Source organism: Actinokineospora sp. UTMC 2448 (assembly GCF_024760565.1).
Lineage (GTDB): Bacteria > Actinomycetota > Actinomycetes > Mycobacteriales > Pseudonocardiaceae > Actinokineospora > Actinokineospora fastidiosa.
Window position 1 is genome coordinate 4,111,039 of the sequence record NZ_CP031087.1, and the last position, 26,060, is coordinate 4,137,098.

Genomic DNA, 26,060 nt, shown 5'->3' on the forward strand with positions numbered 1-26,060 from the left:
GCTCAGCCGTTCCGCTGCTGCTTCGGGATGGACGAGTCGGCCTTCACCGCGTCGGCCTTGGCCTGCATCTCCGCGCAGAACTGGTCGGCGGTGATGCGGCCGAACATCAGCGCGTTGGTCTTGGCGCGCAGCTCGGTCTCCAGCTCCTTGTACCAGTTCTCGAAGGCGTTGTAGGTGACGATGTTGTCGCCCGCGGCGCTCTGGGCGGCGGCGACGCTCTTGTTGCCGGGCGAGAGCGGCAGGCCGTCCGCCGCGCCCTTGACGATGGTGATGCTGCCGGTCCGCTCGGTGAAGCCCCGCGCGCCCTCGTGGGAGAGCATGATCCGCAGGTACTCCAGGCCGCCCGCGGAGTTCTTCGCCTGCGACGGCACGATGTAGCCCTCGCCCGCGGCGGTGCGGATCGCGGCGTAGGGCATGGCGTCGCCGCCGGTGACGCTCGGCAGCGGGCACATCGCGTACTCGAAGCTGTCGGGGGTCTGGTCCTTCTGCTCGTTCTCCAGCCAGGAGCCGCAGGGGAAGAAGCCGATGCGGCCCTGGTTCTGCGCGGTCTGCACCTCGGTGTGGGTCAGGCCCTCGTAGGACTTGTCGAGGTACTTCGCGCCGATCTCGGCCCACGCCGCGGCCGACTGCTTCACCGGGTCGGCGGTCCACGCGCCGTCGACGAGGTTGTCGATGTCGACCAGGACCTTGTTGCCGCCGATCTTGGCCGCGGAGACCAGGATCGACCAGTACTGGTAGTAGGCGGCGTTCTTGCCGGGGTAGGCGAACGGGTGCAGGCCCTTGGCCTTGATCCTGGCGCAGAGCGCGTCGAAGTCGGCCCAGGTCTGGGCGGGCTGCCAGCCGTTGGCCTCGAACAGCTTGGCGTCGTACCACAGGCCGTACGCGGTGTAGACGTACATGAGGGCGTGCGGCTTGCCGCCGACGAGACCGGCCTCGATCGAGCCGTTGACGACGCGGTCGCGCACCTTGACCTTGGGGTCGTCGATGGCGGGGGCGTCGAACAGCGGGGTGAGGTCGAGCAGCTGGTTCGCGTCGACCAGCGCGCCGAGGTCCATCAGGTCGGTGCCGGAGTTGGCGATCACGTCCGGGACGTCGCCGCCTGCGAAGCGCGGCTGCAGGGTCTGGGCGATCTGCTGGGTGGCGACGTGCTCGACCTTGGCGCCCGGGAACCGCTGGGCGTACATCGGCTCGTGGACCTCGGTGGCGTAGGCGTCGCCGAGGCCGCCCTTGAAGATGACCACCTCCAGCGCGGCGTCCTCGGCCACGCCGAAGGGGTTCTCCGGCCCGGCGTCGCCGGTCGGGCCGGTGGGGGTCTCGGCGTCGTTCCCGCCGAACGCGCACGCGGGGACGGCGGTGAGGACGGCGAGGCCGCCTAAGCCGTGCAGCATCCGACGGCGGTTGAAGGTCATGGCGGATCTCCTTGGGGTGTGCGGGGTCAGCCGACCCGGGTCAGCAGGGTGTCCCGGGTCTTGGCCCGGGCGAGGACGGCCGCGCCCGCGAGCACCGGGTCGTCGCGGACCGCGGTGCGGCGGACGGGCGGCTGCGGCAGCGTCAGGGTGTGCAGCGCGCGCTCGACCCGGGCGCGCAGCCGCTCGCCGCCCGCGAGCACGACGTGGCCGCTGAGCACGACCACGCCCGGGTCGACGACGGCGACGACCGCGGCGATGCCCAGCGCGACCCGGTGGGCGATCTCGTCGAGCGTGCTGTCGTCGGCCGTCGCCATCGCGGCGGCGGGGTTGCGGGTGTGCAGGAGCCTGCCGAGCGCGGCCCCGCCCGCGATGGACTGCAGGCCGTGCACCGAGGTGCGCCCGGTGTCCCGCGCGGTGGGGGCGCCGGGGACGGGGAGGTAGCCGATCTCGCCAGCGCCGCCGCCCGCGCCCCGGTGCAGGCGGCCGTCCAGGACCAGGGCGGTGCCGATGCCCTCGGCGCCCCAGTAGAGGGCGAAGTCGGTCTCCCCGGTCGCCGAGCGCTCGGCCTCGGCGGCGAGGTTGACATCGTTCTCCACGGCGATGTCGGTCCGCAGCCCGTCGGCGAGCCAGTCGAGCAGGTGCGGCCGGTGCCAGCCGGGGAGGTGCGCGGCGAAGGCGAGCCTGCCGGTGCGGGGGTCGACCGCGCCGGGGACGCCGATGACGATGTGGTCGAGGGACTCCGGCGGCGCGCCCGCGTTCGTGATGGCGGTGCGGAGGCGCTCGAGGACGTCCCCGCCCGAGCGGCCGGGCGTGGGCAGCCGGTGCTCGCCGACCGTCTCGCCGGTCACCGCGACTATGCGGGCGGCTATGCGCTTGGGGGTGACGTCGACCGCGGCCGCCTTGTGGGGGCCGACGCGGTAGACCTCGGCCGTCCGCCCGGGGAGCCCGGTGCGGGGGCCGTCGGCGGTGATGATGCCGCTCAGGCGGGTGAGCACTTGCGACACCGTGGGTTTGGAGAGCCCGCTCGCGGCGGCGATCTCCGGACGGGTGAGCGGGCCGCGGTCGATCAGCAGCGACAACACGGCCTGGTCGTTGAGCGTGCGGAGGGTGCCAGGGACCGCCATGGCGCACCTCCGTGGGGGGTAGGAAACTTTCCTAACTATCGGGGTGGCCTAGACCACTCGCAAGCGAACGTCCGGCCGCAGTGGTTGGCCCGATCGGCGGCATAGGTCTAGACCATGAATGTGGGCGTTATGGAAGGCGGATGGAGGCCGTTCGCTTGGAAGAGAGGGCGAAGACGGAGGGAATGCACGCGCGGCGGCGGCTCCCCGGGCGGCGCTCGCACGGCGACGGCCCCTCCGGTGGAGGCTGCCCCGTGGAAGTTCCTTCCCCAGGGGCTCGGCCGCGTGGCCCTGGTTCGACGCGGCCTGCCTCGACGCCGCCCGGCTCCACGCCGCCCAGCTCTACGCCGCCTGCCTCGACGCCGCCCGGCTCGACGCCGCCCGGCTCGACGCCGCCTGCCTCGACGCCGCCTGCCTCGACGCCGCCCGGCTCGACGCCGCCTGCCTCGACGCCGCCCGGCTCGACGCCGCCTGCCTCGACGCCCCGGCCGCCGCCTGCCTCGACGCCGCCCGGCTCGACGCCGCCTGCCTCGACGCCGCCCGGCTCGACGCCGCCTGCCTCGACGCCGCCCGGCTCGACGCCGCCTGCCTCGACGCGGCCCGGCTCGATGCCGTCTGTTCCGTGGGACCGTTTCCTGAGTTCTGTTCCCTGGTCCTGTTTCCTGAGCTGTTCCCAGTCTCGGTCAGAGTCTGCGGTAGAAGTAGACGGTCGGGCGGAGGGTGCCGGTGGGGTCGGCGGCGTAGTCGGGGATGCGGCCGGACTCGGTCCAGCCCGCTGAGCGGTAGAGGGGTTCGGCGGGGCTGTCCTCTTCGGTGTCGAGGATGAGGAGGCGCAGGCCCTCCGCGCGAGCTGCGTCCTCTGCCGTCTGCAGCAGCTTCCTGCCCAGGCCCTGGCCTCGGGCGGAGGTGTGGACCATGAGCTTGGCCAATTCGGCCCGGTGGGTTCCGTTGGGCATCCGCGACGGGCGGAGTTGGACCGTGCCGACCACGCGGCCCTCGTGCCTGGCCGCCCACAGCAGGACGCTGCCGTCGGACACGCCCGGGCGCAGGTCCAGCCACCACGCCTTGGCCTCGGCCTCGGCCAGGGGCGCCAGGAAACCGACGGACGAGCCGGTGTCGGTCACGTCGCGGAGGAGGGCGGCGAGGTCGTCGGCCGCCGAGGTGAGGCCGTCGGCGTCGAGTCGTTCGATCACGCTGCCATCCAAGCAGCGCAGGGCCGGTCAGCGGGCGAAAGCGTAACCCATGCCACGGACCGTCGTGATGTGTTCCGCGCCGAGTTTGCGGCGCAGCGCGCGCACGTACACGTCCACGATGTTCGACCCCGGGTCGAAGTCGTAGCCCCAGACGTGGGAGAGGATCTGCTCGCGGGAGAGGACCTGGCCGGGATGGCGCAGGAACAGTTCCAGCAGGACGAACTCGCGCGCCGTCAGCTCCACCGTCCTGGCCCCCACCTGGGCGCGCCGGGTGCGCAGGTCGAGCGAGAGGTCGCCGCCGCGCAGGACGGTGACCTCCGGGGCGCGGTCGGCGCGCAGGCGCAGGCGGACGCGGGCCAGCAACTCCTCGAAGCGGAACGGCTTCGTCATGTAGTCGTCGGCGCCGCCCTCCAGGCCCGCGACGGTGTCGTGCACCGAGTCGCGGGCCGTCAGGATGATGACCGGGGTGGTCACCTTCGCCTCCCGGACGGCGCGCAGGACGCTGAAGCCGTCGCGGCCGGGCAGGCCGATGTCGAGGACCATGAGGTCGAAGCCGCCGGTCAGCAGGAAGTCCACGGCCGTCGGACCGTCGCCGACGACGGTCGTGGCGAAGCCGTTGGCGGTCAGGCCCTTCTTGACGAACGCGGCGATGCGCTCCTCGTCCTCGGCCACCAGGATGCGGTTCAGCGGTTCCCTCCTCGGTCGGCTGGCAGGTCGATGCCGAAGGACGCGCCCTGGCCGGGCACGGACACCAGCCGGACCCCGCCGCCGTGCGCCTCGGCGATCGCGCGGACGATGGCCAGGCCGAGCCCGGCGCCGGAGCGGTGCGCCGAGGCCCCGCCGGTGGCGCCCCGGCTGAACCGGTCGAAGATCTTCGACTGGTCCCCTGGCGGCACGCCCGGCCCGCGGTCGGTGACCCAGAACGCCACCCTGCCGTCCAGCATGGACGAGCCGATCAGCACATCGTCGCCGTCGCCGGTGTGCTGGACGGCGTTCTGCGCCAGCTGCACCATCGCCTGCGTGACCCGCTGCGGGTCGACGTGCGCCACGCCCTCGCCGATGGCCTCCACCAGCCACCTGCGGTCGGCGATGGCCCGGACCTTGGCGTAGATGTCGCTGGTCAGCTCCGCCACCTCGACCGGCTCCACCCGCACGAAGTCGGGCCGCTCGGCCTTGGCCAGCACCAGCAGGTCGGCCACGATGCGGTTCATCCGGTCCAGCTCGTCGGTGCACAGCCGCACGACGGCGGCGCGGTCGGCCGGGTCGTCGCCCATCAGCTCCAGGTGTCCGCGCACGATCGTGATCGGGGTGCGCAATTCGTGGCTGGCGTCGTCGACGAACTGCCGCTGCGCGGCGAACGCCTGCTCCAGCCGGTCCAGCATCGCGTTGAACTGCTCGGCCAGCGCGGCGATGTCGTCGTTGCCGTTGACCGGGATGCGCTGGGTCAGGTCGTGCTCGCCGATCTCGGCGGCGGCCTGGCGCACGAGCCGCACCGGGGCCAGGATCTGGCCTGCCACCACCCAGGCCGCGACCCCGGCGAACAGCAGGCCGAGCACGCTGACCAGCACCAGCGTCTGGATCGTCTCACTGACCTCGGCCCGGTCCCGGTCGATGAGGTACCCGACGACGAACGCGCCGCTGTCCCCCGGGTTCGCCGAGTGCACGACCGGGGCCTTCACCCAGCGCATCTCCCCGGCGTCGGTGGGCGCCGACCCGCTGGTGTCGGCCGAGCCCAGGATCGGCATGAGCACGTCGGGCCGGTCGGCGAGCGGGAACGGCTCGGCCCGGTTCTGCCGCAGCGCCTCGCCGGTCTCGACCGGGCCGATCCAGCCGACGAGCACCTCGTCGTCGTCGGGGAACTGACGCTGCAGATGGTTGTAGAGCAGTTCGTAGACGTCGCGGAACGGCTGCTGGGTCGCCCGGTCGACGCCGCTCTCGGCGACCTCCTGCAGCTCCTGGACCTCCTGTTGCAGCGCGGCGCTGACCTGGGCGTCCACCCGCTGCATGAGCAGGTTGCGGGTCACCACCGTCACGGTCAGCGAGACCACCGCCATCAGCAGCAGCATCCAGGCCATGATCCGCGCGCGGGCGGGCACCACTCGCCTGCGCCGGGCGACCGGGAGCGGACCGGACAGCGGCGAGCGGTCGGGGTCCGTCGACGGCGCGGCGGCTCCCCGCGGCGGCCCGACCGCGGGGCTGCCGTCAGTCGCCGTCATGGTCAGTCGCCGTCGTCGCGATCGTCGTCGGCATAGTCGGATTCGTCGCCGTCTTCGGATTCGTCGCCGTCTTCAGATTCGTCGCCGTCTTCAGATTCGTCGCTGTCTTCAGATTCGTCGTCGCCATCATCGTCACCACCGTCCACGGGGGGCGCGGGCGAGACCACGCGGGGCCGCGTCGTGCCGATCGCCGAACTCGGCGGCGTCGACGTCGTGCGCGGGCCGGTGACCTCGCCGATCCGGACTTCGGTGGGGACCTGCGGCACGGGATCGTCGGCGAGGGCGTAGCTGGCGGCCGCGGCGCACAGCGGCAGCGCGACGACCGCGAGCAGCACGGCCGTGCGGGGGCTGGGCGACGCCATGCCAGTCATCCTCTCCTCGATCCCGGGGTCCTGGATGAACCCGGGATGAGGATTCCCTCATCTACGGCTGGGTGAACAATTGCGCCAGACCGGTCAGCTCCAGGGTGCGGCGCACCCTCGGGTCCATGGCCACGACGCGCAGCTTCCCCTGGCCCTTATTGACCAGCTGGTACGCGCGCACCAGCGCGGCGATGCCCGCGGAGTCGCAGAACGGGACGGCAGCGAGGTCCAGGTCGACGCGCGCGCCGTCGTCCACGGGGATCTCGTCGAGCACCGCGACGAAGTCCGGCGCCGTCTGGTAGTCCAGTTCGCCGTCGAGCACCACCGTGTGCCCACCGTCCACCGCCGCGAGATGGCTCACCACGAGCCGTGCCGGTTCAGCGCTCACCGCGTCCGCCCAACTCCTGTCCGTCCCGCCCACCGCCGACTTCGGCCGACACCCGCCCAGATACCCGCGCGCGGCCCCGCTCACACCGACGGTTTCGCGTTCAGGGTCTCCACCAGGGCCAGCGCGGCGATCGACGTGCCCGCGGCGACGTCGACCAGGATGGCCATGGCGGTGTCCGCGCCGAAACCGTAGTTCAGCACGAACGGGGACACCAGCAGCCACAGGCCCAGGCCCAGGGCGATCCCGGACGCGGTGCGCAGCCGGACCCGGCGGGCGACGCGGACGACGCCGAGCCCGATGGCGAGCAGGCCTGCGACCCGGTCGTTCCAGGGCGCGTCGAAGCCGCGGTCGGCGCCGTAGACGCCGGTCACGGAGAACACGACCAGCCAGGCGCCCAGCACCAGCAGCACCCCGCTGACCAGGCCGGGCACCTGCGTGGCCGCCTCGGGGACGCGCCTGGTCACGGGGCCGCCAGCGCGGTCAGCTCGGGGCAGGGGGCGCTGCGGGCCAGGGCGAGCACGCGCAGCGCGGTGCGCACGTCGGCGCCCGCGGCCAGGGCGGCGGCCCGGCCGCTGGTGGTGATGCCGACGGTGGGCCCGGCCGCCAGCCGCCCCAGCTCGCCGACCAGCGACTTCGCCGGGATCACCAGGTCGAGGCCGACCGGGACCGGGGCCTCGGCGCGCACGGTCAGCCCCAGCAGCGGCGCGTCGGCGGTGAGCACCTGCCAGCGCGCGACGCCGTCGAGCAGCGTGAAGGAGTGCCTGCCGTCGATGCGGCCCTGGAGCGCGCGCCCGCCGGGGGCGCGGCGCAGGTGCCGGTCGTCGACGACCACGGCGAACACCGGCCAGAGGTCGGCGACCGCCGGGTCGACGTGCTGGGACTCCCCCCTCGGCCAGAGCAGCAGCGCCTCGCTGGCGAGCAGGACGGTGGTCCGCGCGTCGATCGTCCCCGTCATGCTCCCCAGCGTCGTCCGGCAGTGTTGAGATCGGCCGGTCGGGATCTTTGCGGTTCTATGACGACCGGGTTCCGATGGTGGTCCTCGCCGGACGTTTTGGCAGCATGGGCCCGGTGGGTGTGCGACTGCTGATCGTCGAGGACGACGACCGGGTCCGCGCGTCCCTGCGGCTGGCGCTGGAGGACGAGGGCTACACGATCACCGAGGCGCCGGACGCGGAGACCGCGCTGGACTCGCTGAACCGGCTCGGTCCGCCCGAGGTGATGGTCGTGGACCTGATGCTCGGCGGCATGGACGGCTTCGGCTGCATCCGCCAGGTGCGGCGCACCAGCGACCTGCCGATCATCGTCGTCAGCGCCCGCGCGGACACCCACGACGTGGTGGCCGCCCTGGAGGCAGGCGCCGACGACTACGTGACCAAGCCGTTCGAGATCAAGGAGATCACCGCCCGGCTGCGCGCGCTGCGGCGGCGGGCGGGCGCGTCGGGCCCCTCGGCAGTGCCGGAGGTGGTGCTCGACGCCGAGACCGGGCTGGTGCTCTCCCAGCACGCGGGCACGGTCCGCCGCGGTGACGAGGAGCTGCACCTCACGCTGACGGAGTTCCGGCTGCTCTGCGAGCTGGCCGAGGAGCCGGGCCGGGTGCTGAGCAGGCAGGCGCTGCTGTCGCGGGTCTGGGACCGCGGGTTCTTCGGCGACGAGCGGATCGTCGACGTGCACGTGCGCAGGCTGCGCACGAAGATCGAGACCGACCCGTCCGAGCCGCGCACGGTGGTCACCGTCCGCGGCCTGGGGTACCGGCTCGATGTCCGTTAGCGGACTGCGCGGCAGGGTCATGCTCACCTTCGCGGTGGGCGGCGCGCTGCTGTCGCTGCTGATGGCGGTGGCGGTGTTCGCGATCAGCCGCGGGTACCTCACCGAGCAGCGGGAGCGCTCGGCCGAGCGGCTGGCCGCCGCGGACGCCGACTTCATCGCCAGCAGGCTGGCCGTGCCGGGGGCGACCGCGGAGCAGGCGCTGGCCTTCGTGGACCCGCCGAAGGAGACCAGCCTGGTGCTGGAGCACGACGGCCGGTGGCTCAGCGCCTCCGGCGACGAGCCGCCGGACCTGCCGCCGGACTCGCTGCGCAGGATGGTGGCCGCCGGGGAGTCCGGGGTGCTGCCGGTGACCGTGCAGGACCGGCCGTACCTGGTGGCCGGGGTGCCGATGGCGGGCGGGTCGGCGTACTACGAGTTCACGCCCGCCGTGGAGCTGCAGGCGACGATCCGGGTGCTGGGGACGGTGCTGATCCTGAGCGCGCTGGCGGCCACGGGCGGCGCTGCCCTGCTGGGGCGGTGGGCCAGCGGGCGGGTGCTGGCGCCGCTGCGCGCGCTGTCGGGCACCGCGTCGAGCATCGCGTCGGGGAACCTGGACTCGCGGCTGCCCGAGGACAACGACCGCGACCTCAGCCCCATGGTGCGCTCGTTCAACGCGATGGTGGACTCGCTGCAGAGCCGGATCGCGCGCGAGCGCCGGTTCGTCGGCGACGTGACCCACGAGTTGCGGACGCCGCTGACGACGCTGGTCACGAGCGTGCAGGTGATGGAGCGGCACGCCGAGGAGCTGCCGGAGCGGTCGCGGCGGGCGCTGTCGCTGGTCAGCGGTGAGCTGGACCACCTGCGCGGGATGCTGGAGGACCTGCTGGACCTCGCCCGCGCCGAGGCCGGGCTGCACTCCGGGGAGGTGGAGGCCCTGGAGCTGCGGGAGCTGCTGGCGAACGTGCTCTCGGTCACCGGGCGGCCTGCCGACCTGCTCGACGCGCCCGCCGAGGTCGTCGTCCCCGGCCGCAAGCTCGCCCTGGTGCGGGCCATGACGAACCTGCTGGACAACGCCGACCGCCACGGCGGCGGCGTCACCGCCCTGCGCCTGCGCGTGACCGGCAGCCGCGCGGCCGTCGAGGTCGACGACGACGGGCCCGGGGTGCCGCCGGAGGAGCGCGACCGCGTGTTCGCCCGCTTCGCGACCGGGCGCGGCGCCCGCGGCTCGTCTGCGGGCACCGGGCTCGGCCTCGCGCTGGTCGCCGAGACCGTGGCCGCGCACGGCGGGAACGTCCACTGTGGAGACAGTCCGACCGGAGGGGCGCGGTTCACCGTGACCCTCCCTGTGGGGGAGCCCCGGTGAAACGGTACGAACAGCACTGCCCCGTCGCCCGCGCCGCCGAGGTGGTCACGCAGCCGTGGACGCTGCTGATCGTCCGCGAGCTCCTGCACGGCCCGGCCGACGTGGACACCGTGGCCCGCGGCCTGCCCGGGCTGACGGTCTCGACGCTGATCTCGCGCCTGCGCTCCCTGCGGTCAGCGGGGCTGGTCGCCCGCGAGGCGGGCCGCTTCCGCCTCACCGAGGCGGGCCGCGACCTGCGCGCGGTGGTCGACCTGCTGGGCGCCTGGAGCGGCCGCTGGCTGCCCGCGCCCGGCCCGAAGGACCTCGACCCCGGCCTGCTGATGTACGACATCGCCCGCAACGTCGACCCCGGGACCCTGCCGCCGCGGCCGGTGGCGCTGCTGGTGGAGTTCACCGACGGCCCGCCGCCGCGCCGCTGGTGGCTGACGCTGAACGGCACGGGCGCCTCGGCGGGCGACCGCGACCCCGGCCTGCCGATCGCGGTGACGATCCGCTGCTCCCTGGCGACGCTGGCGGCCATCTGGCTGGGCCACCGCAAGTGGCTGGACGCCCTGGCCGACGAGAGCCTGCAGCTGATCGGCGACCGCTCGGCGGTGCGCTCGGCGGTGTCGTGGATCGGGGTCAGCCGGTACTCGGCGAACGCGTGAGGGCCCGCCATGGGAGGAGCAGCGCCGTCGCGGCGAGCAGCACCCCGGCGGCGGCGATGGCGACCCGGGGGCCGGTGACGGCCGCGACGACGCCCCAGAGCGCGGTGGCCGCCGCGATCGCCGTGCGGGTGGTGATGGTCCACGCCGTGAGGACGCGGGCCAGTTCGCCGTCCGGGGTGCGGCGGAGCCGGTAGGTGGCGAGGACGGGGGTGAACACGCCCATCGACGCCACGATCGCCGTCTGGACGGCCATCACGGTGAGCAGGCCCGCCACGCCGCCGCCGATGGCCGCCAGGCCCGCGAGCCAGAGCACGCGGGAGACGCCCGCGGCCAGCAGGACCCGCCGGTCGCCGAACCGCCGGGCCAGCGGGCGGGCGGCCCGCGCGCCGACGACGCCGCCGAGGCAGGGGACGCCGATCGCCAGCCCGTACTGCAGGGGTGTGAACCCCAGGTCGTGGATCATCAGGTAGGTCAGCACCGGGGCGGCGGCCATGATCAGGGCCGAGACGGCCACCGTGTTGGCGAAGAGGCGGCGCAGGACCGGGTCGGCGGCGATGGTCCGCCAGCCGTCGGTCACGCTCACCCGCGCGGGCCTGCCGGGCGGGGGCGGTTCCGGCGCCCTGATCGCGCCGATGCCGAGCGCGGAGCCGACGTAGCTCACGGCGTTCGCGGTCACCGTGACGACGGGCCCGAGCAGGCCGATGAGCGCGCCGCCGAGCGGGGGCCCGACCGCGGTCGTGATCCACGTGGCGTTCTCGAAGCGGGCGTTGGCCGCCATCAGGTGGTCCGGGCCGACGAGCGCCTTGAGGTGGGCGCCGCTCGCCCCGACGAAGGCGATGTCGGCCACGGCCACCACGGCCGCGACCACGAGCAGGTGGCCATAGGTCAGCACGCCGGTGAGGTGGGCGGCGGGGACGGACAGGAGCACCGCGAACCGGACCAGGTCCGCGCGGACCATCACGGGTCGCTTGGCGCGGAACTCCAGCCACGGGCCCAGCGGGACGGCCAGCAGTGCCCCGGCCGCGGCCCCGACGGCGGCCACGAGCGACACCTGCGCCGGGGAGGCGTGCAGGGCGAGGATCGCGATCAGCGGGAAGGCGTCCAGCGCGAGCCAGGTCCCCAGGCTGCTGACTGCGTACGCGCGCCACAACCAGGCGAAGTCCCGTCCCATTTCTCCCCCAACCCCCACGAACAAAGCCGCGCAACGATAGCGCCCACACGATCGGTGTTTGGCAAATAGTGCGCAATTTCGCGGCATCCGCGTCGGCACAGCGTCCTCTCTCCGCCCGTGCTCCCCTTTCCCGCGCGGCAAAAGCGGAGATGCCTCAGCTTGTCGACTGCGCGGACCATGGAGCGCAGGCGATACAAGGGAGGGACCACTGTGGACTCCGAAGACCCGGTCTACACGCTGACGTTGGAGGCGTACGCCGACACCATCGTCCCGGGCGAGAAACGGTCTCCCGACGACCGCGCCATCGCTGGCGTCGTCGAGGGGCCGGGCAGTGTCCAAGCGGGAGCGTTGGAGCTGATGCACCACTCCGCGCCCGGTATCGCCGTGGGGCTGCCGACGTTGGTGGCCATGCTCAACCAGCACGCGACGAACTACGCCGAGGAGCACGGGATCGCGCTCGACGACACCGTCCCGCCCTTCGTCGCGCTGGACTACGACCACCGGTACGCCCTCGTCGGCAGGCTGACCGCGCTGGGGCACCCGGAGCAGGCTGGCTGGGTCATGCTGGCCCTCTTCAGCAACATGGCCTTCGACTCGGCCCCGCACAAGAGCACGCTCGACGCGCTCGAGGAAGGCCACCCCGGCCTGATCACCCTGGGGTTCAAGAAGCCCGACACCGACGGCATCTGGCGGTTCAAGGAGTACGGCTACCACCAGGAGCTGGCGAAGACCCACCCCGACACCACCGAATCCGGGAGCCCGGCGTGACCACTGCGGCCAACGGCGGCTCGGCCGCCATCGAGAAGACCGACGTCCTCGTCGTCGGCAGCGGGTTCGGCGGCTCGATCGCCGCCTACCACCTCGCCGCGGGCGGGGCCAAGGTGACCGTGCTGGAGCGCGGGCCGTGGCTGGAGGGCAAGGACTTCGACCACGACTACCTGCTCGGCTCGTCGTACACCAAGATCTTTGACTTCGTCTCCGGCGACGGCATGAGCGTGCTCGGCGGCAACTGCGTCGGCGGCGGCAGCGTCGTCTACTTCGCCGCGCTGCCCCGCGCCCCCTGGTTCGTCTTCGAGCGGCAGGGCAGCATCGGCCGCCGCATGTGGCCGTCGAGCATCAACCGCCAGACCCTGGACCCGTGGTACGACCGGGTCTCGCAGGTGTTCCCGGTCGAGCAGCAGACCTGGGACGACGTCACCTACGCAGGCGGGCTGTGGGCGGCGGCGTGCAACCACGCCGGCCGCACCGCCAACCCGGTCCCGGTCGGCATCGACACGGCCAAGTGCACCAACTGCAACTGGATGATGTCGGGCTGCCGCTTCGACGCCAAGCAGTCGATGCTGCTCAACTACCTGCCCGGCGCGGTCGCCCACGGCGCGGAGATCCGCCCGCTGCACGAGGTGCAGCGCATCTCCCGCACCGACGACGGCAACTACGTCGTGCACTACCTGCACATCGACGAGGACGACTACCGGATCACCCACGGCGGCGGCGCGATCGAGGCCAAGATCGTCGTCCTGGCCGCGGGCGCGGGCGCGACCCCGTGCATCCTGCAGCGCTCGGAGCCCGAGCTCGGCACGATGCCGCACGCGGTCGGGCGCTACTTCTCCGGCAACGGCGAGCGGCTCAACACCGCGATCATCAACGACGACCGGGTGCGCGAGGTGCTGGGCATCGACCGCGGCCCCGGCAACCCGGCCTACGACGCCTACCAGATCGGCCGCGGCCCGGTCGTGGCCAGCTGGGACAAACTGGACGGGTCGCTGCCGGAGTACAGCCGGTTCTCCCTTGAGCAGCTGTACTTCCCCGTCGGCCTGGGCACCTTCCTCGCCCAGGCCCACGGCCCCGACGGCCCGACGTGGTACGGCCCGGCCAAGCGGGAGCTGCTGAGCAAGTGGTCGTCCTGGATGACCATCTTCCAGATGACCGAGGACGACAACGAGGGCGTCTTCGGCCCGCCGCCGCCCACCGGCAACTCCCACCGCATCTCCCAGCAGATGCTCGGCACCGGCCCGCTGAAGTACGACCCGACGCCGAACACGCTGCGCGGCTGGGCCGAGGCCGACGCCGAGGTGCGCGACATCCTGGAGCGCGACGGGCTGGCCACCGTGCTGCCGTGGACCAACGACCTGGTCGGCGCGTACACGGTGCACCCGCTGTCCTCCTGCCGCATCGGCGACGACCCGGCGACCTCCGCGCTCGACGACCGGCACGAGCTGCGCGGGCACCCGGGCATCTTCGTCACCGACGGCTCGGCCGTGCCCTGCGGCCTGACCGTGAACCCGGCGCTGACCATCTCCGCGCTCGCGGAGCGGGCCATGCCCGGCATCGTGGCCACCGCGCGCGAGCGCGGGGTCGACGTCTCCTACGGCGCCCCGCTGCCGACCAAGGGCGCGTTCCCCGCCCTGTCGCCGGTGCGCGCATGAACTGAACCGAGGGCGGGGTGGTGCGCATGTCCGGACTCCGGGAGATCACCGAGGTGATGCTGTCCCAACCGGGACCGCACGCCCCGCCCTCGGTCGTGGCCGCGTGGTACGAGCGCAAGGCCGCGCTGCTCGACCAATTGGCCGAGGACGGTGGGCCCGAGGCCGAATGGGCCAAAGCCCAGGCCCGGGTGGCGAGAGAGCACGCGCGCGTCTTGTGGCGACCCGCGGCATGAGATCAAGATTCGGTCGGACCGCCCCCGCCGGGGGCGGCTCTCGGCCTGATCGGGAAAGGGAGGCGTGATGGCGGCGAACCCCCGTGTCCGCAGCAACGCGATCGCGGCACTCAACAGCAACTACCACCGCGTGGGACTCTTCGCGTTCCTGGTGATCGTGCTCGGCCACTGGGCCGAGCACATCGTCCAGGCGGTGCAGATCTACGCCCTCGACTGGCCGCGCCCGCAAGCGGGCGGCGTGCTCGGCCTGTGGTTCCCCTGGCTGGTGAAGTCCGAGCTGATGCACTACGGCTACGCCCTGGTCATGCTCGTCGGATTCGTCCTGTTGCGGCACGGCTTTCACGGCCGGGCGCGCACCTGGTGGATGCTGGCGCTGTGGGTCCAGGTCTGGCACCACTTCGAGCACCTGCTGCTGTTCCTGCAGGCGCTCACCGGGCAGAACCTGCTCGGCCAGCCCGCCCCGACCAGCATCCTGCAGCTGGTCCTGCCCCGCGTCGAGCTGCACCTGTTCTACAACGCCATCGTCTTCATCCCGATGGTGGTGGCCATGGTGCTGCACCGGCGTCCCCGGTTCGACGACCTCGTGCAGTGCTCGTGCGCGCCGCACCGCACGCCCGCGGCCGTCGGCTGACCATGGCCGCGCGGCTGCTCGCCATCGTCGGCCTCCTCATGGTCTGGACCGCCGCGCCCGCGGCGGCCCAGCTCCATGGGGACCACGTCATCGATGTCCCGTTCGACATCGGCCCGCTGGCGCTGAAGATCGCGGTGCTGCTCGCCCTCCCCGCCGTCGCCGGGTTCGCCATGCTGCGCGGGTTCATCGGCGCGCCGGAGAAGGGCACGGCGGCCTTCGTCGCGGTCTGCGCCGCGGTGGCGGTGAGCATGGAGCTGCTGCTGGCGTCCGGGTTCACCCTGCCGCCGATCGTGGTGCCGCTCGCGCTCGCCGCGGTGGGCGGGCCGCTCTACCTGGCCTTCGCCGACCGGGAGGCGCCCGCGCTCGTGCGCGGGGCCGCGCCCGCCGTGCTGCTGGCGGCCGCCGTCGTCGCGGGCGCGGTGTTCGTCAGGGCCTGGCTGGCCACCCCGCCGGGCGCTGACCGGGGCCCGATCCTCCACACCGGAATGATCGTCGCCTACGCCGGGCTCGCCTGGCTGACGCTGGGCCTGCCGAGGAACCGGGCGCTGCGCGGCGCGGTGCTGACCGTGGCCGCCGTGCTCGGCGTCGCGCTGGTGGGCGCGGGGACGCAGGTGGCCGCGCTCGGGTGAGTGCGCACGATGCGAGAACACCCGATCGGGTGGTCTCGCTACGGTCGAGGTGACCCCTCGGTGATGCGAGGAAAGGGCGGTTGCCATGGGCACCTTCATCCGGCTCGCGCTGCGTCGGACGCTCAACCAGATCCGCCACGTCGCCCGGGTCCGCCCCGGCCGCGGCGGCGACCTCGTGGTGGGCGTGCACCGCCAGGTCGAGACCGATTTCGGTCTGCTCGCCCCCATCGCGCTGCACACCTCGGCCCCGGCCGCGCTCGCCGCGTCCTGGCTGATGCTGCGCGAGTCGCTGGTCGCCGCCGGGCTCGTCGCCCGGTCGACGAAGGAGGCGGTGGCCGTCGGGGTGTCCGACCGCAACCGCTGCCCCTACTGCGTCGAAGTGCACTCGGCCACCCTGGCCGCGCTCACCGACGTGCGGTCCGAACTGGACCCGGTCGCCGAGTGGGCGCGCACGGGCGGCGGCGAGACCGCGCCGTTCACCTGCGACGAGGCCCCCGAGCACATCGGCACGGCGGTCGCGTTCCACTACCTCAACCGGATGGCCAGCGTCTTCCTCACCGACTCCCCGCTGCCGCCCGGCCTGCCCGACGGGGCACGGCAGGTGCTCGGCCGCGCCATGCGCCCGCACGCGGGCCAGGCGCACCGGCCGGGTCGCGCGCTGGAGTTCCTGCCCGCCGCCGAACCCGCGGCCGACCTCGGCTGGGCCGCGTCGAATCCCGTGCTGTCCGACGCCTTCGCCCGCGCGTACCAGGCGATCGACAGCCTCGCCGTCCGAATGGTCCCGGCCGATGTGCGGGCCGTGGTCACCGACGCCCTCGACGCCTGGGACGGCACGCCGGTCGGGCTGAGCCGCGCCTGGGCCTACGACCAGGCCGCCGCCCTGCCGCACGAGTCGTTCGCCGCGGGCGTGCTCGCGCTGCTCACCGCCAAGGCGCCGTACCAGGTGGACGACACGATCGTGAACGACTTCCGGCGCGGGCGCCCCGACGCCGAGCTCGTCGCGCTGACCGCATGGGCCGCCCTGGCCGCCGCGCGCAGGCTCGGACCGGGCCGGGCGCGCGTCCCGCACGCGGGGAACGCCGAATGCGCCTGCTCGGCACACCAACCGCTGTAGTCTTGGCAACCGCCATTCGCCGGTACCACAACCCATTCGGGTGACGCCGGTCGGCGGGCGGCGTGCACGTGCATCGGTGGTAGAACAGAGAAGTCGGGCTCGGGAGAGGCGCACAGTGTGATCAGGGTGTTGATAGCCGAGGACATGCACATGGTCCGGGGGGCGCTGGTCGCGCTGCTCAACCTCGAACCCGACGTCGACGTGGTCGCCGAGGTGGCCTCCGGGGACGACATCCTGCCCACCGCCCGCACCGCCAACGCCGACGTCGCCGTCATCGACATCGACCTGCCCGGCAAGGACGGCCTCACCGCGGCCACCGAGCTGCACGAGCAGCTGCCGCAGTGCCGCACGCTGATCCTCACCAGCCTCGGCAGACCGGGCACCTTACGCAGGGCGCTGGCCGCGCGGGTCGGCGGCTTTCTGCTCAAGGACGCCCCCGCGGACAAGCTGGCCAACGCCATCCGCGGCGTCGCGGCGGGCCGCAGGGTCGTCGACGGCGACCTCGCCCTCGCCGCGTGGGACGGCGCGGACTGCCCGCTGACCGGCCGGGAGATCGAGGTCCTGCAGCTGGCCGCGGCCGGGCTCAACGCGGTGGACATCGCCGCGCGCCTCTACCTGTCGGCGGGCACGGTGCGGAACTACCTGACGACGATCGTCAGCAAGCTCAACGCCCGCAACCGGGTCGACGCCATCCGCATCGCCCGCGAGGCGGGCTGGCTGTAGCGGGACCCGGGCGGCGAGCCGGAAGCGGCCGTCCCCGAGCGGCCCGGCCGTCAGCGTGCCGCCCACCGCGGTGACGCGCGCGGAGAGGTTCGTCAGGCCGCTGCCGCCGGACACCGTGCGCTCGCGGGCCGCGTTGACGATCTCCAGTTCGACCGCGCCGGACCGCTGTCGGACGGAGATCTCGCAGGTCGAGGCCCGCTTCCCGTGCCGGAGGACGTTCGTCACGCCCTCGCGCAGGACGGTGGCGAGCACGGCCTGCACGGGGTGGGGCAGCTCGGCGCGCGGCAGGTCGAACCGCGCCTCCACCTCGGCGGCGGCCAGCACCGACCGGGCGGAGCAGACCTCGCCCGCGAAGGACAGCTCGCAGTAGCCGCCCGCCACCAGCCGCACGTCGGCGAGCGCCGTCCTGGCCAGGTCGGCGATCTCGCCGATCTCCCGCCTGGCCCGCGCGCCGTCGTGCTCGACCAGCCGCCGGGCCAGCTCGGCCTTGAGCGCGATGGCCGACAGGCTCAGGCCCAGCAGGTCGTGCAGGTCGCGGGCGAAGCGCAGCCGCTCCTCGGCCACGGCGGCCCTGGCCAGCTCGAACCGCACCGCGCGCAGCTCCCGGTCGACGCGGGTCAGCCAGGTCAGCCCGTAGACGACGAGCCCGGTGATGACCGCGGTGGCGGTCCCGTTCACGATCGCCATCGCGGCGACGCCGTGCGCCGCCTGGATCGCGGGCACGCTCGCCACGGCCGCGCAGAAGACCGACCAGCCCGCGACCGGCGGCAGCAGGACCAGGGCCGAGCCGCCCACGAACGCCACCACGCCCGGCCAGTGCGCCCCGAGGACCGCGACCGGCAGGTACGCCAGCACGGCCTGCGCCAGCAGGACCGCAGGCCTGCCGCCCACCCGGACGCAGACGAGCTGCACGGCCAGCGACGCGAGCGCGAACCCCGCGGTGACCAGCAGGACGGTGACGCCCGCGCTGGCGTTCTGGACCACGGCCGTGGCGACGATCCCGGTGAGGACCGCGGGCACGAGCCAGGAGACGCGCGTGCGCGGGCCGCTCGGGACCACGCTCTCCCGGTAGCCGCCCGCCGCGAGCCGCACCGCGGCCAGCGCGCCCCTGGCGCGGTCGGCGATCGCGCCGAGCTGGGCGCCGACCCGGTCGGGGTCGCGGCCCTGCAGCGCCGCGCTCGCCTTGGGGCCGATCCCGGCCAGGCTGCGGCCGAGCAGCTCGCGCAGGTCGCGGCTGAACCGCGCCCGCTCCCCCGCGACCGCGACCTCGGCCAGCTCGGCGCGCGCCGCGTGCACGGTGGAGATCGACCGGGCCAGCCGCACCATGCCGTAGAACTCCAGCGTGCCCGCGACGGCGGCCAGCACCACCTCCCCCAGGTGCGACCACGTGCCGCTGACGAACCACTGCGCCAGGCAGGTCAGGACGACGGTCCCGGCGCACACCGGCCAGCCGATCCTCGGCGGCAGCACGATGACGGCGTTGGCCGCCAGCAGGATCGGCATCCCGGCCCACGCCTGGCCGAAGTGGGTCATCGGCACGAACACCAGGACCGCCTGGGCCAGCAGCAGCGCCACGGCGATCGGCGGGCGGGTCTGCGGCCGCAGGAACACCACCTGCGCGCCGAGCACGCACATCAGGTAGGCGGCGGCGAGGACCCGGTCGAGCACCGGGGCGCCCGCCTGCGCCACATGGATGAACGCCACCGTGCAGAACACGAGGCACGAGGTGACCACGACGGACCTGGCCAGCACCGGCGCCCGGGTGAGATCTTCCCCCATACCAGCACCATAGCCGCGAATCCGGCGGTTCAGGCGCTTTCGGCGCGTGCCGCGTTCAGGCCGGAACCCGTGCGCTGAGGCGGAAAGTGCCGTCCGCGGACAGCCCCGCGGTGAGCTCGCCGCCGAGGCGCTCCACGCGCGCGGAGAGGTTGCGCAGCCCGCTGCCGCCGGGCGAGAGGGTCGGCTCGCCCGCGACCCCGTTGTTCACGATCTCCAGCATCACCATGCGGTCGACCTGGCGGACGGTGATCTCGCAGCGGGCGCCCTTCACGCTGTGCCGCAACACGTTCGCCACGCCCTCGCGCAGCACGGTGGCGAGCACCGTGCGGACCTCGGGGCTGAGTTCGCCGTAGTGCATCTCCAGGCGGACGTCCACGTCCGCGGCGACGAGGACGGACTCCGCCGAGCGCGACTCCTCGTTCAGCGACAGCTCGCGGTACCCGCTGGCGACCAGCCGCACGTCGGCGAGGGCCAGGCGGGAGATGTCGACGATCTCCATCAGCTCGCGGCGGGTGCGGTCCTGGTCGGCGGTCATCAGCCGCTGCGCCAGCTCGGTCTTGAGGGTGATCGCCGACAGGCTCAGGCCGAGCAGGTCGTGCAGGTCGCGGGCGAAGCGCATCCGCTCGTCGGCCACCGCGACCCTGGCCAGCTCGCGGCGCACCGAGCGCAGCTGGTGCATGGCGCGGGCCATCCACGTCAGGCCGTAGGTGACCAGGCCGATGCTGACGGTCGATGCGATGGTGTCGGCGATGACGATGGCGTCGCCGACGAACGTGGCCAGCGCCAGCACGGTCGCCGCGACCACCCCGGTGAACACCAGCCAGCCCGAAAGGGGCCGCAACAACAACAGCGCGGAACCGGCGAGCAGACCCGGGATGCTGACCCATGCCGCCCCGAACTGCCACAGCGGCAGGAACACCAACAGCGCTTGGACGGCGAGCACTATGTACGTCATGGGCGGCCGGAACACGCGGTCGGTGCTGCTGACGTAGCCGAGCTGGACGGCCAGCAGCCCGACGCCGTAGGCGATGCTGGTCACCACCGTGATCGTGTCGAGGTCGCGCAGCAGCAGTTTCAGCGCCAGGTTGACGACCAGGCCGATGAACACCGCGCGCATCAGCCAGGACGCCAGGCTCGCCGCCTTGCGCGGCACCTGGTCGGCGGGCTCCTCGCGGTCGATCCGCTCGTCGGCGCGGTCCTCGCCCAGCGGCACCCGCAGGCGCAGCCTGCTCCCGCCGCCCGCCCGGGGGCCGCGGGTCAGCGTGCCGCCGAGCGCGACCACGCGGGCCATCAGCATCTCGGCGGTGTCGGCGGGCGTGTCGCCCAGCGGCGCGCCGTCGTCATCGGGCTCGCCGTCGTCGACGATGTCCAGCTGCACCGCGTCGCCGACGCGGCGCATGGTGATCGAGCAGGTGTTCACGCCGGGTTTGTTCAACACGGACGCGCTGCCCGCGCGCAGCACGGCCACGACGACCGTGCGCACCTCCACGGGCAGCTCGCCGTGACTTACCTCGATCCGCACGTCGATGTCGGAGTCGGCCAGCAGCGACTCCACGGTCCGGGACTCCTCGTCCAGCGACGTGTCGCGGTAGCCGCTGGCCACCAGCCGCACGTCGGCGAGCGCGTGCCGGGAGACGGTGAGGATCTCCGCCAGCTCGGCGCGCGCCCGCTCCGGGTCGGTGGCCATGGCGTCCCTGGCGGCCACGGCCTTGGGGCCGACGGTGGACAGGCTCAGCCCGAGCAGGTCGTGCAGGTCCTGGGAGAAGCGCATGCGCTCGCGGGCCACCGCGGCGTTGCCGAGTTCGGCGCGGGCATCGTGCACCTCGGTGATCAGCCGGGCCAGCCTGGTCAGGCCGTAGATCTCCAGCGCGGCCACGGTCGCGCCGAACAGCGCCCGCGCCGCGAGCACGGGGTCGCCGGTCCAGACCAGTTCCAGGACCGGGGCCAGCAGCACGACGAGCCCGAAGACCACCCATCCCCAGCGCGCGCGCAGCACCAGCGGCGCGTTGGCGGCCAGCAGCGTGGGCATGATGATCCACGACTGCCCGAACTGGGTCAGCGGCACGAGCACCAGGAACGCCTGGGTCACCAGGACCGCGTAGGTCACCGGCATGTTCGCGCTCGTGTCCGGCCTGCTGAAGTAGACCTGCAGGCCGAGCACCACGGTCAGATAACCGGCCGCTTGCACCGATTCCCAGAACGGCGTTCCGGCATAGACCACATAGACGAAAGCGATGACGCAGAAAGCCACGTAAGCGGCGAACACGATTCCGCGGGCCAGGAGCGGGGCGAGCAGCGGCGCTTGTGCCGCGTCACCTGCCTGCTCGGACACTGTGGGTGCGGATAACTTGTCGCGCTCGCCGACCGCTTCCATCCATCCCCCTCGCCGAAGGCCGACCGCACAAAGTCGAGATCCGCTCACAGCCTGTGGTCGTGAGGATTATAGGGGTGATTCCCTCCGCACAAGCCCCGGATGCCGGTTCCCGAAAACGAACTCCCCCACGCCGACTTCCGCTGGCCATTCCAGGCCGAGTGCGGTATCGATGGCGTCGCCGGGGTCGATCGCGGGGACGCAGGCGGCCAGTCCCATCGCCGTGGCGGAGATGCACAGCATCTGCTGCAGCGCCCCGACGTGGGTGAGGGTCAGCGAGTACGCGATGCCGCCGTACATCCACGACGACCGGGCGACCCGGGCGGTGATGGTGATCATGGCCGGGGGCCACTGCGCGGCGCCGGTGCCGACCATGGCGTTCTCCAGCACCTCGACCATGGCGTTCTCGGCGTCGCTGACGAGGGTGAGCGCGTGGTCCTGGGGGTGGTAGTGGAAGATCCCCCGGGGCAGCCCGGAGGACTCGTTGACGCAGAGGTAGATCTCCAACTCGTAGAGGCCGTTGATGCTCAGGTAGGGCCGATCGGACACCTCGTACATGTGGTCGCGGCCCGCGGACGCGGGCGACACCGAGCGGACGCGGGCCGCGCGGAACAGCAGTTCTCCGATCTGGTCGGCGCTCACCGGCCCGTGCATCTCCTGGCACAGCCGGGTGTTCTCCACGACGTCGAGCAGCGGGGGGTCGCTCGCGGCGAGGTCCTCCGCCGACGGGCGGCGCAGGGGGTAGCGGGGGCCGGTGCGCGGGGTCTTGACGACCGCGGGCGGCGGCGAGGTGTCCGCGTGCGGGAAGGTCACGCCGGTGAGCCCGCCGTGGCGGCCCATCCGCGTGCGGGCGTGGAACAGCAGGTCGTGGTGCGACCAGCGGACGAGCGCGGGGTCGGCGTCCTCGGCGAAGCGCGGCACCCTGGCGGGCTCGCGGTCCTGCCACCGTCCCAGCAGGACGATCCCCGTCGCGACGAGGTAGGCGACGATGTCGGCGACGACGTCCTGCTCGATGTCCAGCGCCCTGGCCAGCTCCGCGATCGACGTCGGCGCGCACATGGCCACGACGACCCGCGACACCATGCGCCGGTGCAGCACGACCTGGAAGCGCGCGAGCGGCGACTCGACCAGCAGTTCCCCGTCGCTGCTGCGCAGGGCGGCGAAGCGGGACAGCCGGACCGGGAGGGTCGGGTCGACGTCGGCCACCTCGAACACCGCGTCCCTGGCGACCGGGACCACCGACAGCATCGGCGCGCCGCCGCGCTCGGTGCCGAGGGAGTGCACGACGGACCCGCCGAGCTTGCCCAGGATGCGGTGCAGGCGCTTCCACTCGGCCGCGCCGTTGTCGGTCATGACGTTGCCCAGCGAGATCGGACCCATGCTCATCCGGCGCAGGGACTCCCGCACCGTGCCGTCCACGTCGTCGATCTTGGTCTCACCCCAGCGGGTGATGACGACGACGTGGTCGTCACCGGGGTCACCCTCCACCAAGACGTCCTCGGACAGGGACCACAGCGGGATCCGCGGCGCGGACCGGCCGGACTCGGTGGACACCTTCTCGCTCCGATCACTCGGGTCCTGCACGCGCGCGCCGTCACAGGAACATGGGCATGGGGTTCAGCTCCGAATAGTCGGCGGGTGTGGCGCGGCGGCCGAGCCGGACCGGAACGTCGTAGAGTCGCCCCGGCGCGAACCGGGACCAGAAGTGGCGCAGCCCCGGCACGACGACCTTGACCACGGGCAGCCCGATGTCGGGGCGGGTCTGGTCGAGCACCAGGAGGTCCAGCCCCTGCCCGGCGAGCCTGCGGCGGACGAGTTCGATGTCGTCGGCGAGGTCGCTCGAGCACAGCCTCGGGTAGTCGCGGGGCGTCCTCGGGTCCGCGGCGAGGTCGGGCCGCAAGTAGGGCTGGTTGGCGATGGTGGCGTGCCGCCACCAGGCGACGGCGTCGGGGTCGTCGATGTCGTAGCGCCCGTCCGGGGTGGCGTTGACGACGACCGGCATCATCTGGTTGAGCTCGCTGAGCGAGCGCCGCAGGGCGATCGCCGCGTCGAGGTGCGCGCCGAAGCCCATGATGATGTCCTCGGTCTCGCGGTCGGTGCGCCGCGACAGCGCGACCATGACCGGGATGCCGAGGTCGGAGGTCAGGTCGAGCACCCAGATCTGGCGGCCGAGCTCGGCGTGGGCCTCGCGCACGCGGTCGAGCCACGGGTCGGCGAACGCGTCGAGGTCGACGGCCGCGGCGCGGTAGCGGTTGTACCACCAGATGGCGACGGCGTCGCGCTCGATCAGCTCCAGCGTGCCCTGCAGGACCGCGTCCTCCAGGCTGGCGCCCGCGGCGTTGCCGTTGGAGTCGGCGCGGACCATCGGCCGCCCGTTCGGCGCGCGGCCGTCCGCGCCGAAGTACAGCAGCGCGGTGGGCAGCAGGCGGTGGCGGCGGTGGGTCACCGACCACACCGGGGTCCAGTCGAGCTCGGCGTCGTCGTCGAAGGGCTCGCAGACCCACTGGAAGGACGAGTGCCTGCGGTTCCACTCGGCGCGGTCGCGGTACTGGCGCTCGTCGTAGAGCATCACGTCGTTCGGGTGGATGGCGACCTCGCCGAGCCCGCGCAGGCTGCCGCGCACCTTGGCCTCGTCGCCGTGGCAGCTGGCGCTGTAGCGCTCGACGGACTCGCAGAGAGCGCTCACCTCGGCGTGCGCTGGCGTGATCCCCTTGCCGCCGTTGGACATCCGCAGCGACGCTCGCAGCACGCCGAGATCATCGCACGCGGCCAGGTTGGGCCCGGAGCGGAACACGTTGAACAGTTCCGGTCCGCGCTCGTCGCGGGTGATCTCCTTGACCACGCCGGTGACCGGGCTGATCAGGTGCCGGTAGGCGGCCATCGTCCGCTCGGGGGTGACCGCGCGGTACCCGCCGCCGCCGTCGGCGACCTTCGGCCGCGAGCCGAGCACGACCGGCTGGTAGGCCCTGGCCCGCACCAGGTCGGGGTCTCCGCAGGTCGGGCACTGCGGGCGGACCGGGACCGCGTGGTGGCGGCCGGTCATCGCCAGGGTGTCGAGGGTCCACACGGCGCGCTGGTTGGCGTGCCGGTGCCCGGCGAGCCACTTGGTGGCCTCGGCGGCCACCAGCGACCCGGCGGCCGCGCTCGTCGGCGGGATCGAGACCGCCGGGGCGGGCGCCGGGCCGGAGCGGCCCAGCGCCGTCTGCGCGCACCTCTCCGCGTTGCGGTTGCCCCAGATCCGGGCCGCCAGGCAGTGCCAGCAGCCCGGCTGGGTGGTGTCGAAGATCGGGCCGATCCAGATCTTCGTCCCGACCGGCTTCGCGGGCAGCCACGGCCTGCCCGCCGCGCGCTGCTCGGCATCGATGGCGGCCAGGCGCGGGTCGAGGTAGTCGGAGCAGAGGACGACGGTGAGGTCGACGTCGGCCACACCGCCGTCGGTGTGCACGATCAGGCCCGCGGCGCGCAGGGCGGCCTCGGCGTCGGCGCCGGGGACCTCGCCCAGCACTATCAGGCGGACGGCGGACCGCGCGGTCTGGACCGCCGCGCTTCCGCTGTCCAGCCCGGCGGCCTCCCAGTAGGCCGAGGCGCTGTCGTTCGGCTGCGGCTCGCCGGAGCGCAGGGTGATCAGACCGGCTGAGGAGAGCGTGGCCAGCACGCCCGCTGCCTGTTCCCGGGTGACCCCGACGGGCACGGAGCCCAGGACGGTCGCGACGTCGCGCGTCCCGTCCAGCAGCGAGACGACCGACTCCACGTGGCTGCCCTTCAGCAGGGTCATGCCCTCCTCGGAGAACAGGTATGCGCCCTCACCGGCGGCCACCTCGGCGCGGAGGTGGCGCTTGAACCCGATGCGCGGGGCTTCGTCGGCGCTCGCGGCGGACATCACGCGGCCTGGAGTTCCGCGGTGGTCGGCCAGACGTTGGCCGCCGGAGACGTCGTGGGGGCCGACGCGGTGGTCGGCCAAGCGGCGGTGGTGGGCCAGGACGCGGTGGTCGGCCAGGAGGCGGTCGTGGGCCAGGCGGCGGTGGTGGGCCACGACGCGGTGGTGGGCCAGGAGTTGTTCGTGGTGGTGGGCCAGGCCGTGGTCGGCCAGTCGGCGGAGCCGTTCGGGTTAGCCCAGTAGTCGAAACGGTCGATCTCGATTTCGGCCTTCAGGCCCTGTAATGCCTCGGCGTCGACTCCCGATAACCGCAACTGCGCGAACACCCGGTCGGTGGTGGAGATGCCCATGGCGAGACTCCCTCTGTTGAGTGCCGGAATCAGTGGGTAGCACAAATTCTCCGAGCAGGCCTCGAGTTCGGGCCAGTGCAGGCCTCACCGGGCCCATGTGTCTTTTTCATACCCGCTGACCTCGGTTTTCCTTGCCCAGGGGTGCCGAGCGCACTGTCGGCGGCACGGGTATTGCTGGGACCGTCGGAAGCGTCGGTCGCTGTGCCGCCCACCTGGGGAGATGCCGTCCGTCGGTGGCGAGGCCGGTGATCGGCAAGACATGGCGCCACGTTACGGAGATTAGCAACTGCCGAATCAGGATCGAAATCTGG

The 26,060-nt window shown here is 73.1% G+C and carries 24 protein-coding genes and 1 pseudogene; 10 read left to right on the forward strand and 15 right to left on the reverse strand.

Features of this window, described 5'->3' with window-relative positions:
* Positions 1-2: 2 nt before the first annotated feature.
* The 9 genes from ngcE to Actkin_RS18675 form a co-directional block, all read right to left on the reverse strand.
* Positions 3-1,409 (reverse strand): N-acetylglucosamine/diacetylchitobiose ABC transporter substrate-binding protein, encoded by a 1,407-nt coding sequence (gene ngcE / locus Actkin_RS18635; protein ID WP_258903592.1) that lies wholly within the window; start codon positions 1,407-1,409, stop codon positions 3-5.
* 26 nt (positions 1,410-1,435) lie between these two features.
* Positions 1,436-2,533, reverse strand: coding sequence for an ROK family transcriptional regulator (locus Actkin_RS18640; RefSeq protein WP_189210803.1), 1,098 nt, complete (start codon positions 2,531-2,533; stop codon positions 1,436-1,438).
* 680 nt (positions 2,534-3,213) lie between these two features.
* Positions 3,214-3,723, reverse strand: coding sequence for a GNAT family N-acetyltransferase (locus Actkin_RS18645; protein ID WP_189210804.1), 510 nt, complete (start codon positions 3,721-3,723; stop codon positions 3,214-3,216).
* Positions 3,724-3,750: 27 nt separating this feature from the next.
* Complete coding sequence (locus tag Actkin_RS18650; RefSeq protein WP_189211782.1) at positions 3,751-4,410, reverse strand: response regulator transcription factor; 660 nt, start codon at positions 4,408-4,410, stop codon at positions 3,751-3,753.
* Entirely contained in the window at positions 4,407-5,939 is a 1,533-nt protein-coding gene (locus Actkin_RS18655; RefSeq protein WP_258903593.1) for a sensor histidine kinase, read from the reverse strand. The genes Actkin_RS18650 and Actkin_RS18655 overlap by 4 nt, the downstream gene beginning before the upstream one ends.
* A 2-nt stretch (positions 5,940-5,941) precedes the next feature.
* Complete coding sequence (locus Actkin_RS18660; protein WP_258903594.1) at positions 5,942-6,301, reverse strand: hypothetical protein; 360 nt, start codon at positions 6,299-6,301, stop codon at positions 5,942-5,944.
* A 61-nt stretch (positions 6,302-6,362) separates the two neighbouring features.
* Positions 6,363-6,689 carry an STAS domain-containing protein gene (locus tag Actkin_RS18665; RefSeq protein ID WP_189210807.1) on the reverse strand — a complete coding sequence of 109 codons (327 nt, stop codon included), beginning with the start codon at positions 6,687-6,689 and terminating at the stop codon, positions 6,363-6,365.
* Positions 6,690-6,769: 80 nt separating this feature from the next.
* Positions 6,770-7,153 (reverse strand): SPW repeat domain-containing protein, encoded by a 384-nt coding sequence (locus Actkin_RS18670; protein WP_258903595.1) that lies wholly within the window; start codon positions 7,151-7,153, stop codon positions 6,770-6,772.
* Positions 7,150-7,644, reverse strand: a complete 495-nt coding sequence (locus Actkin_RS18675; protein ID WP_189210809.1) for a hypothetical protein — start codon at positions 7,642-7,644, stop codon at positions 7,150-7,152. The genes Actkin_RS18670 and Actkin_RS18675 overlap by 4 nt, the downstream gene beginning before the upstream one ends.
* Positions 7,645-7,748: 104 nt before the next feature.
* On the opposite strand from Actkin_RS18675, the gene Actkin_RS18680 reads away from it, so the two are divergent.
* The 3 genes from Actkin_RS18680 to Actkin_RS18690 are packed head-to-tail and all read left to right on the forward strand — an operon-like array spanning position 7,749 to position 10,445.
* Positions 7,749-8,456, forward strand: a complete 708-nt coding sequence (locus Actkin_RS18680; protein ID WP_189210810.1) for a winged helix-turn-helix domain-containing protein — start codon at positions 7,749-7,751, stop codon at positions 8,454-8,456.
* A complete protein-coding gene (locus Actkin_RS18685) occupies positions 8,446-9,798 on the forward strand; it encodes a sensor histidine kinase (RefSeq protein ID WP_189210811.1) in 1,353 nt (450 codons plus the stop codon). The genes Actkin_RS18680 and Actkin_RS18685 overlap by 11 nt, the downstream gene beginning before the upstream one ends.
* Entirely contained in the window at positions 9,795-10,445 is a 651-nt protein-coding gene (locus tag Actkin_RS18690) for a winged helix-turn-helix transcriptional regulator (protein ID WP_258903596.1), read from the forward strand. The genes Actkin_RS18685 and Actkin_RS18690 overlap by 4 nt, the downstream gene beginning before the upstream one ends.
* On the opposite strand, the gene Actkin_RS18695 is transcribed toward Actkin_RS18690, so the two are convergent.
* A complete protein-coding gene (locus tag Actkin_RS18695) occupies positions 10,420-11,616 on the reverse strand; it encodes an MFS transporter (RefSeq protein ID WP_258903597.1) in 1,197 nt (398 codons plus the stop codon). The two genes, Actkin_RS18690 and Actkin_RS18695, sit on opposite strands and share 26 nt — an antisense overlap.
* 210 nt (positions 11,617-11,826) lie before the next feature.
* On the opposite strand from Actkin_RS18695, the gene Actkin_RS18700 reads away from it, so the two are divergent.
* The 7 genes from Actkin_RS18700 to Actkin_RS18730 all read left to right on the forward strand — a co-directional run bounded on the left by Actkin_RS18700 (position 11,827) and on the right by Actkin_RS18730 (position 17,372).
* Positions 11,827-12,384, forward strand: coding sequence for a DUF5987 family protein (locus tag Actkin_RS18700; RefSeq protein ID WP_229786891.1), 558 nt, complete (start codon positions 11,827-11,829; stop codon positions 12,382-12,384).
* On the forward strand, positions 12,381-14,042 hold the full coding sequence (locus Actkin_RS18705; protein ID WP_189210815.1) for an FAD-dependent oxidoreductase: 1,662 nt from the start codon (positions 12,381-12,383) through the stop codon (positions 14,040-14,042). The genes Actkin_RS18700 and Actkin_RS18705 overlap by 4 nt, the downstream gene beginning before the upstream one ends.
* Positions 14,043-14,068: 26 nt before the next feature.
* Positions 14,069-14,275 (forward strand): hypothetical protein, encoded by a 207-nt coding sequence (locus Actkin_RS18710; protein ID WP_258903600.1) that lies wholly within the window; start codon positions 14,069-14,071, stop codon positions 14,273-14,275.
* A 67-nt stretch (positions 14,276-14,342) separates the two neighbouring features.
* A complete protein-coding gene (locus tag Actkin_RS18715; protein WP_258903601.1) occupies positions 14,343-14,906 on the forward strand; it encodes a hypothetical protein in 564 nt (187 codons plus the stop codon).
* Positions 14,870-15,535, forward strand: coding sequence for a DUF6239 family natural product biosynthesis protein (locus Actkin_RS18720; protein ID WP_258903602.1), 666 nt, complete (start codon positions 14,870-14,872; stop codon positions 15,533-15,535). The genes Actkin_RS18715 and Actkin_RS18720 overlap by 37 nt, the downstream gene beginning before the upstream one ends.
* An 85-nt stretch (positions 15,536-15,620) precedes the next feature.
* Positions 15,621-16,649 (forward strand): alkylhydroperoxidase AhpD-related protein, encoded by a 1,029-nt coding sequence (locus Actkin_RS18725; RefSeq protein WP_189210819.1) that lies wholly within the window; start codon positions 15,621-15,623, stop codon positions 16,647-16,649.
* A gap of 117 nt (positions 16,650-16,766) precedes the next feature.
* The gene (locus tag Actkin_RS18730; protein ID WP_229786892.1) at positions 16,767-17,372 is read left to right on the forward strand and encodes a response regulator transcription factor; all 606 of its coding nucleotides are present in this window, start codon (positions 16,767-16,769) and stop codon (positions 17,370-17,372) included.
* A 384-nt stretch (positions 17,373-17,756) separates the two neighbouring features.
* Here the strand turns inward: Actkin_RS18730 and Actkin_RS18735 are convergent.
* The 5 genes and pseudogenes from Actkin_RS18735 to Actkin_RS18755 all read right to left on the reverse strand — a co-directional run.
* A pseudogene (locus Actkin_RS18735) lies at positions 17,757-19,151 on the reverse strand (histidine kinase); the annotation flags it as partial.
* Between the two features lie 55 nt (positions 19,152-19,206).
* Positions 19,207-21,525 carry a sensor histidine kinase gene (locus Actkin_RS18740; RefSeq protein WP_258903603.1) on the reverse strand — a complete coding sequence of 773 codons (2,319 nt, stop codon included), beginning with the start codon at positions 21,523-21,525 and terminating at the stop codon, positions 19,207-19,209.
* A gap of 66 nt (positions 21,526-21,591) precedes the next feature.
* A complete protein-coding gene (locus Actkin_RS18745; RefSeq protein WP_189210822.1) occupies positions 21,592-23,076 on the reverse strand; it encodes a SagB family peptide dehydrogenase in 1,485 nt (494 codons plus the stop codon).
* 40 nt (positions 23,077-23,116) lie between these two features.
* Positions 23,117-25,402, reverse strand: a complete 2,286-nt coding sequence (locus tag Actkin_RS18750; protein WP_258903604.1) for a TOMM precursor leader peptide-binding protein — start codon at positions 25,400-25,402, stop codon at positions 23,117-23,119.
* The gene (locus Actkin_RS18755; RefSeq protein WP_189210824.1) at positions 25,402-25,749 is read right to left on the reverse strand and encodes a hypothetical protein; all 348 of its coding nucleotides are present in this window, start codon (positions 25,747-25,749) and stop codon (positions 25,402-25,404) included. The genes Actkin_RS18750 and Actkin_RS18755 overlap by 1 nt, the downstream gene beginning before the upstream one ends.
* Positions 25,750-26,060 lie beyond the last annotated feature (311 nt).

Coding starts and splice junctions, on each gene's coding strand:
- Actkin_RS18675 (WP_189210809.1), bottom strand. CDS start 7,644: ATGACGGGGACGATCGACGCGCGGACCACCGTCCTGCTCGCCAGCGAG.
- Actkin_RS18640 (WP_189210803.1), bottom strand. CDS start 2,533: ATGGCGGTCCCTGGCACCCTCCGCACGCTCAACGACCAGGCCGTGTTG.
- Actkin_RS18680 (WP_189210810.1), top strand. CDS start 7,749: ATGGGCCCGGTGGGTGTGCGACTGCTGATCGTCGAGGACGACGACCGG.
- Actkin_RS18740 (WP_258903603.1), bottom strand. CDS start 21,525: ATGGAAGCGGTCGGCGAGCGCGACAAGTTATCCGCACCCACAGTGTCC.
- Actkin_RS18685 (WP_189210811.1), top strand. CDS start 8,446: ATGTCCGTTAGCGGACTGCGCGGCAGGGTCATGCTCACCTTCGCGGTG.
- ngcE (WP_258903592.1), bottom strand. CDS start 1,409: ATGACCTTCAACCGCCGTCGGATGCTGCACGGCTTAGGCGGCCTCGCC.
- Actkin_RS18695 (WP_258903597.1), bottom strand. CDS start 11,616: ATGGGACGGGACTTCGCCTGGTTGTGGCGCGCGTACGCAGTCAGCAGC.
- Actkin_RS18655 (WP_258903593.1), bottom strand. CDS start 5,939: ATGACGGCGACTGACGGCAGCCCCGCGGTCGGGCCGCCGCGGGGAGCC.
- Actkin_RS18715 (WP_258903601.1), top strand. CDS start 14,343: ATGGCGGCGAACCCCCGTGTCCGCAGCAACGCGATCGCGGCACTCAAC.
- Actkin_RS18725 (WP_189210819.1), top strand. CDS start 15,621: ATGGGCACCTTCATCCGGCTCGCGCTGCGTCGGACGCTCAACCAGATC.
- Actkin_RS18750 (WP_258903604.1), bottom strand. CDS start 25,402: ATGTCCGCCGCGAGCGCCGACGAAGCCCCGCGCATCGGGTTCAAGCGC.
- Actkin_RS18755 (WP_189210824.1), bottom strand. CDS start 25,749: ATGGGCATCTCCACCACCGACCGGGTGTTCGCGCAGTTGCGGTTATCG.
- Actkin_RS18710 (WP_258903600.1), top strand. CDS start 14,069: ATGTCCGGACTCCGGGAGATCACCGAGGTGATGCTGTCCCAACCGGGA.
- Actkin_RS18660 (WP_258903594.1), bottom strand. CDS start 6,301: ATGGCGTCGCCCAGCCCCCGCACGGCCGTGCTGCTCGCGGTCGTCGCG.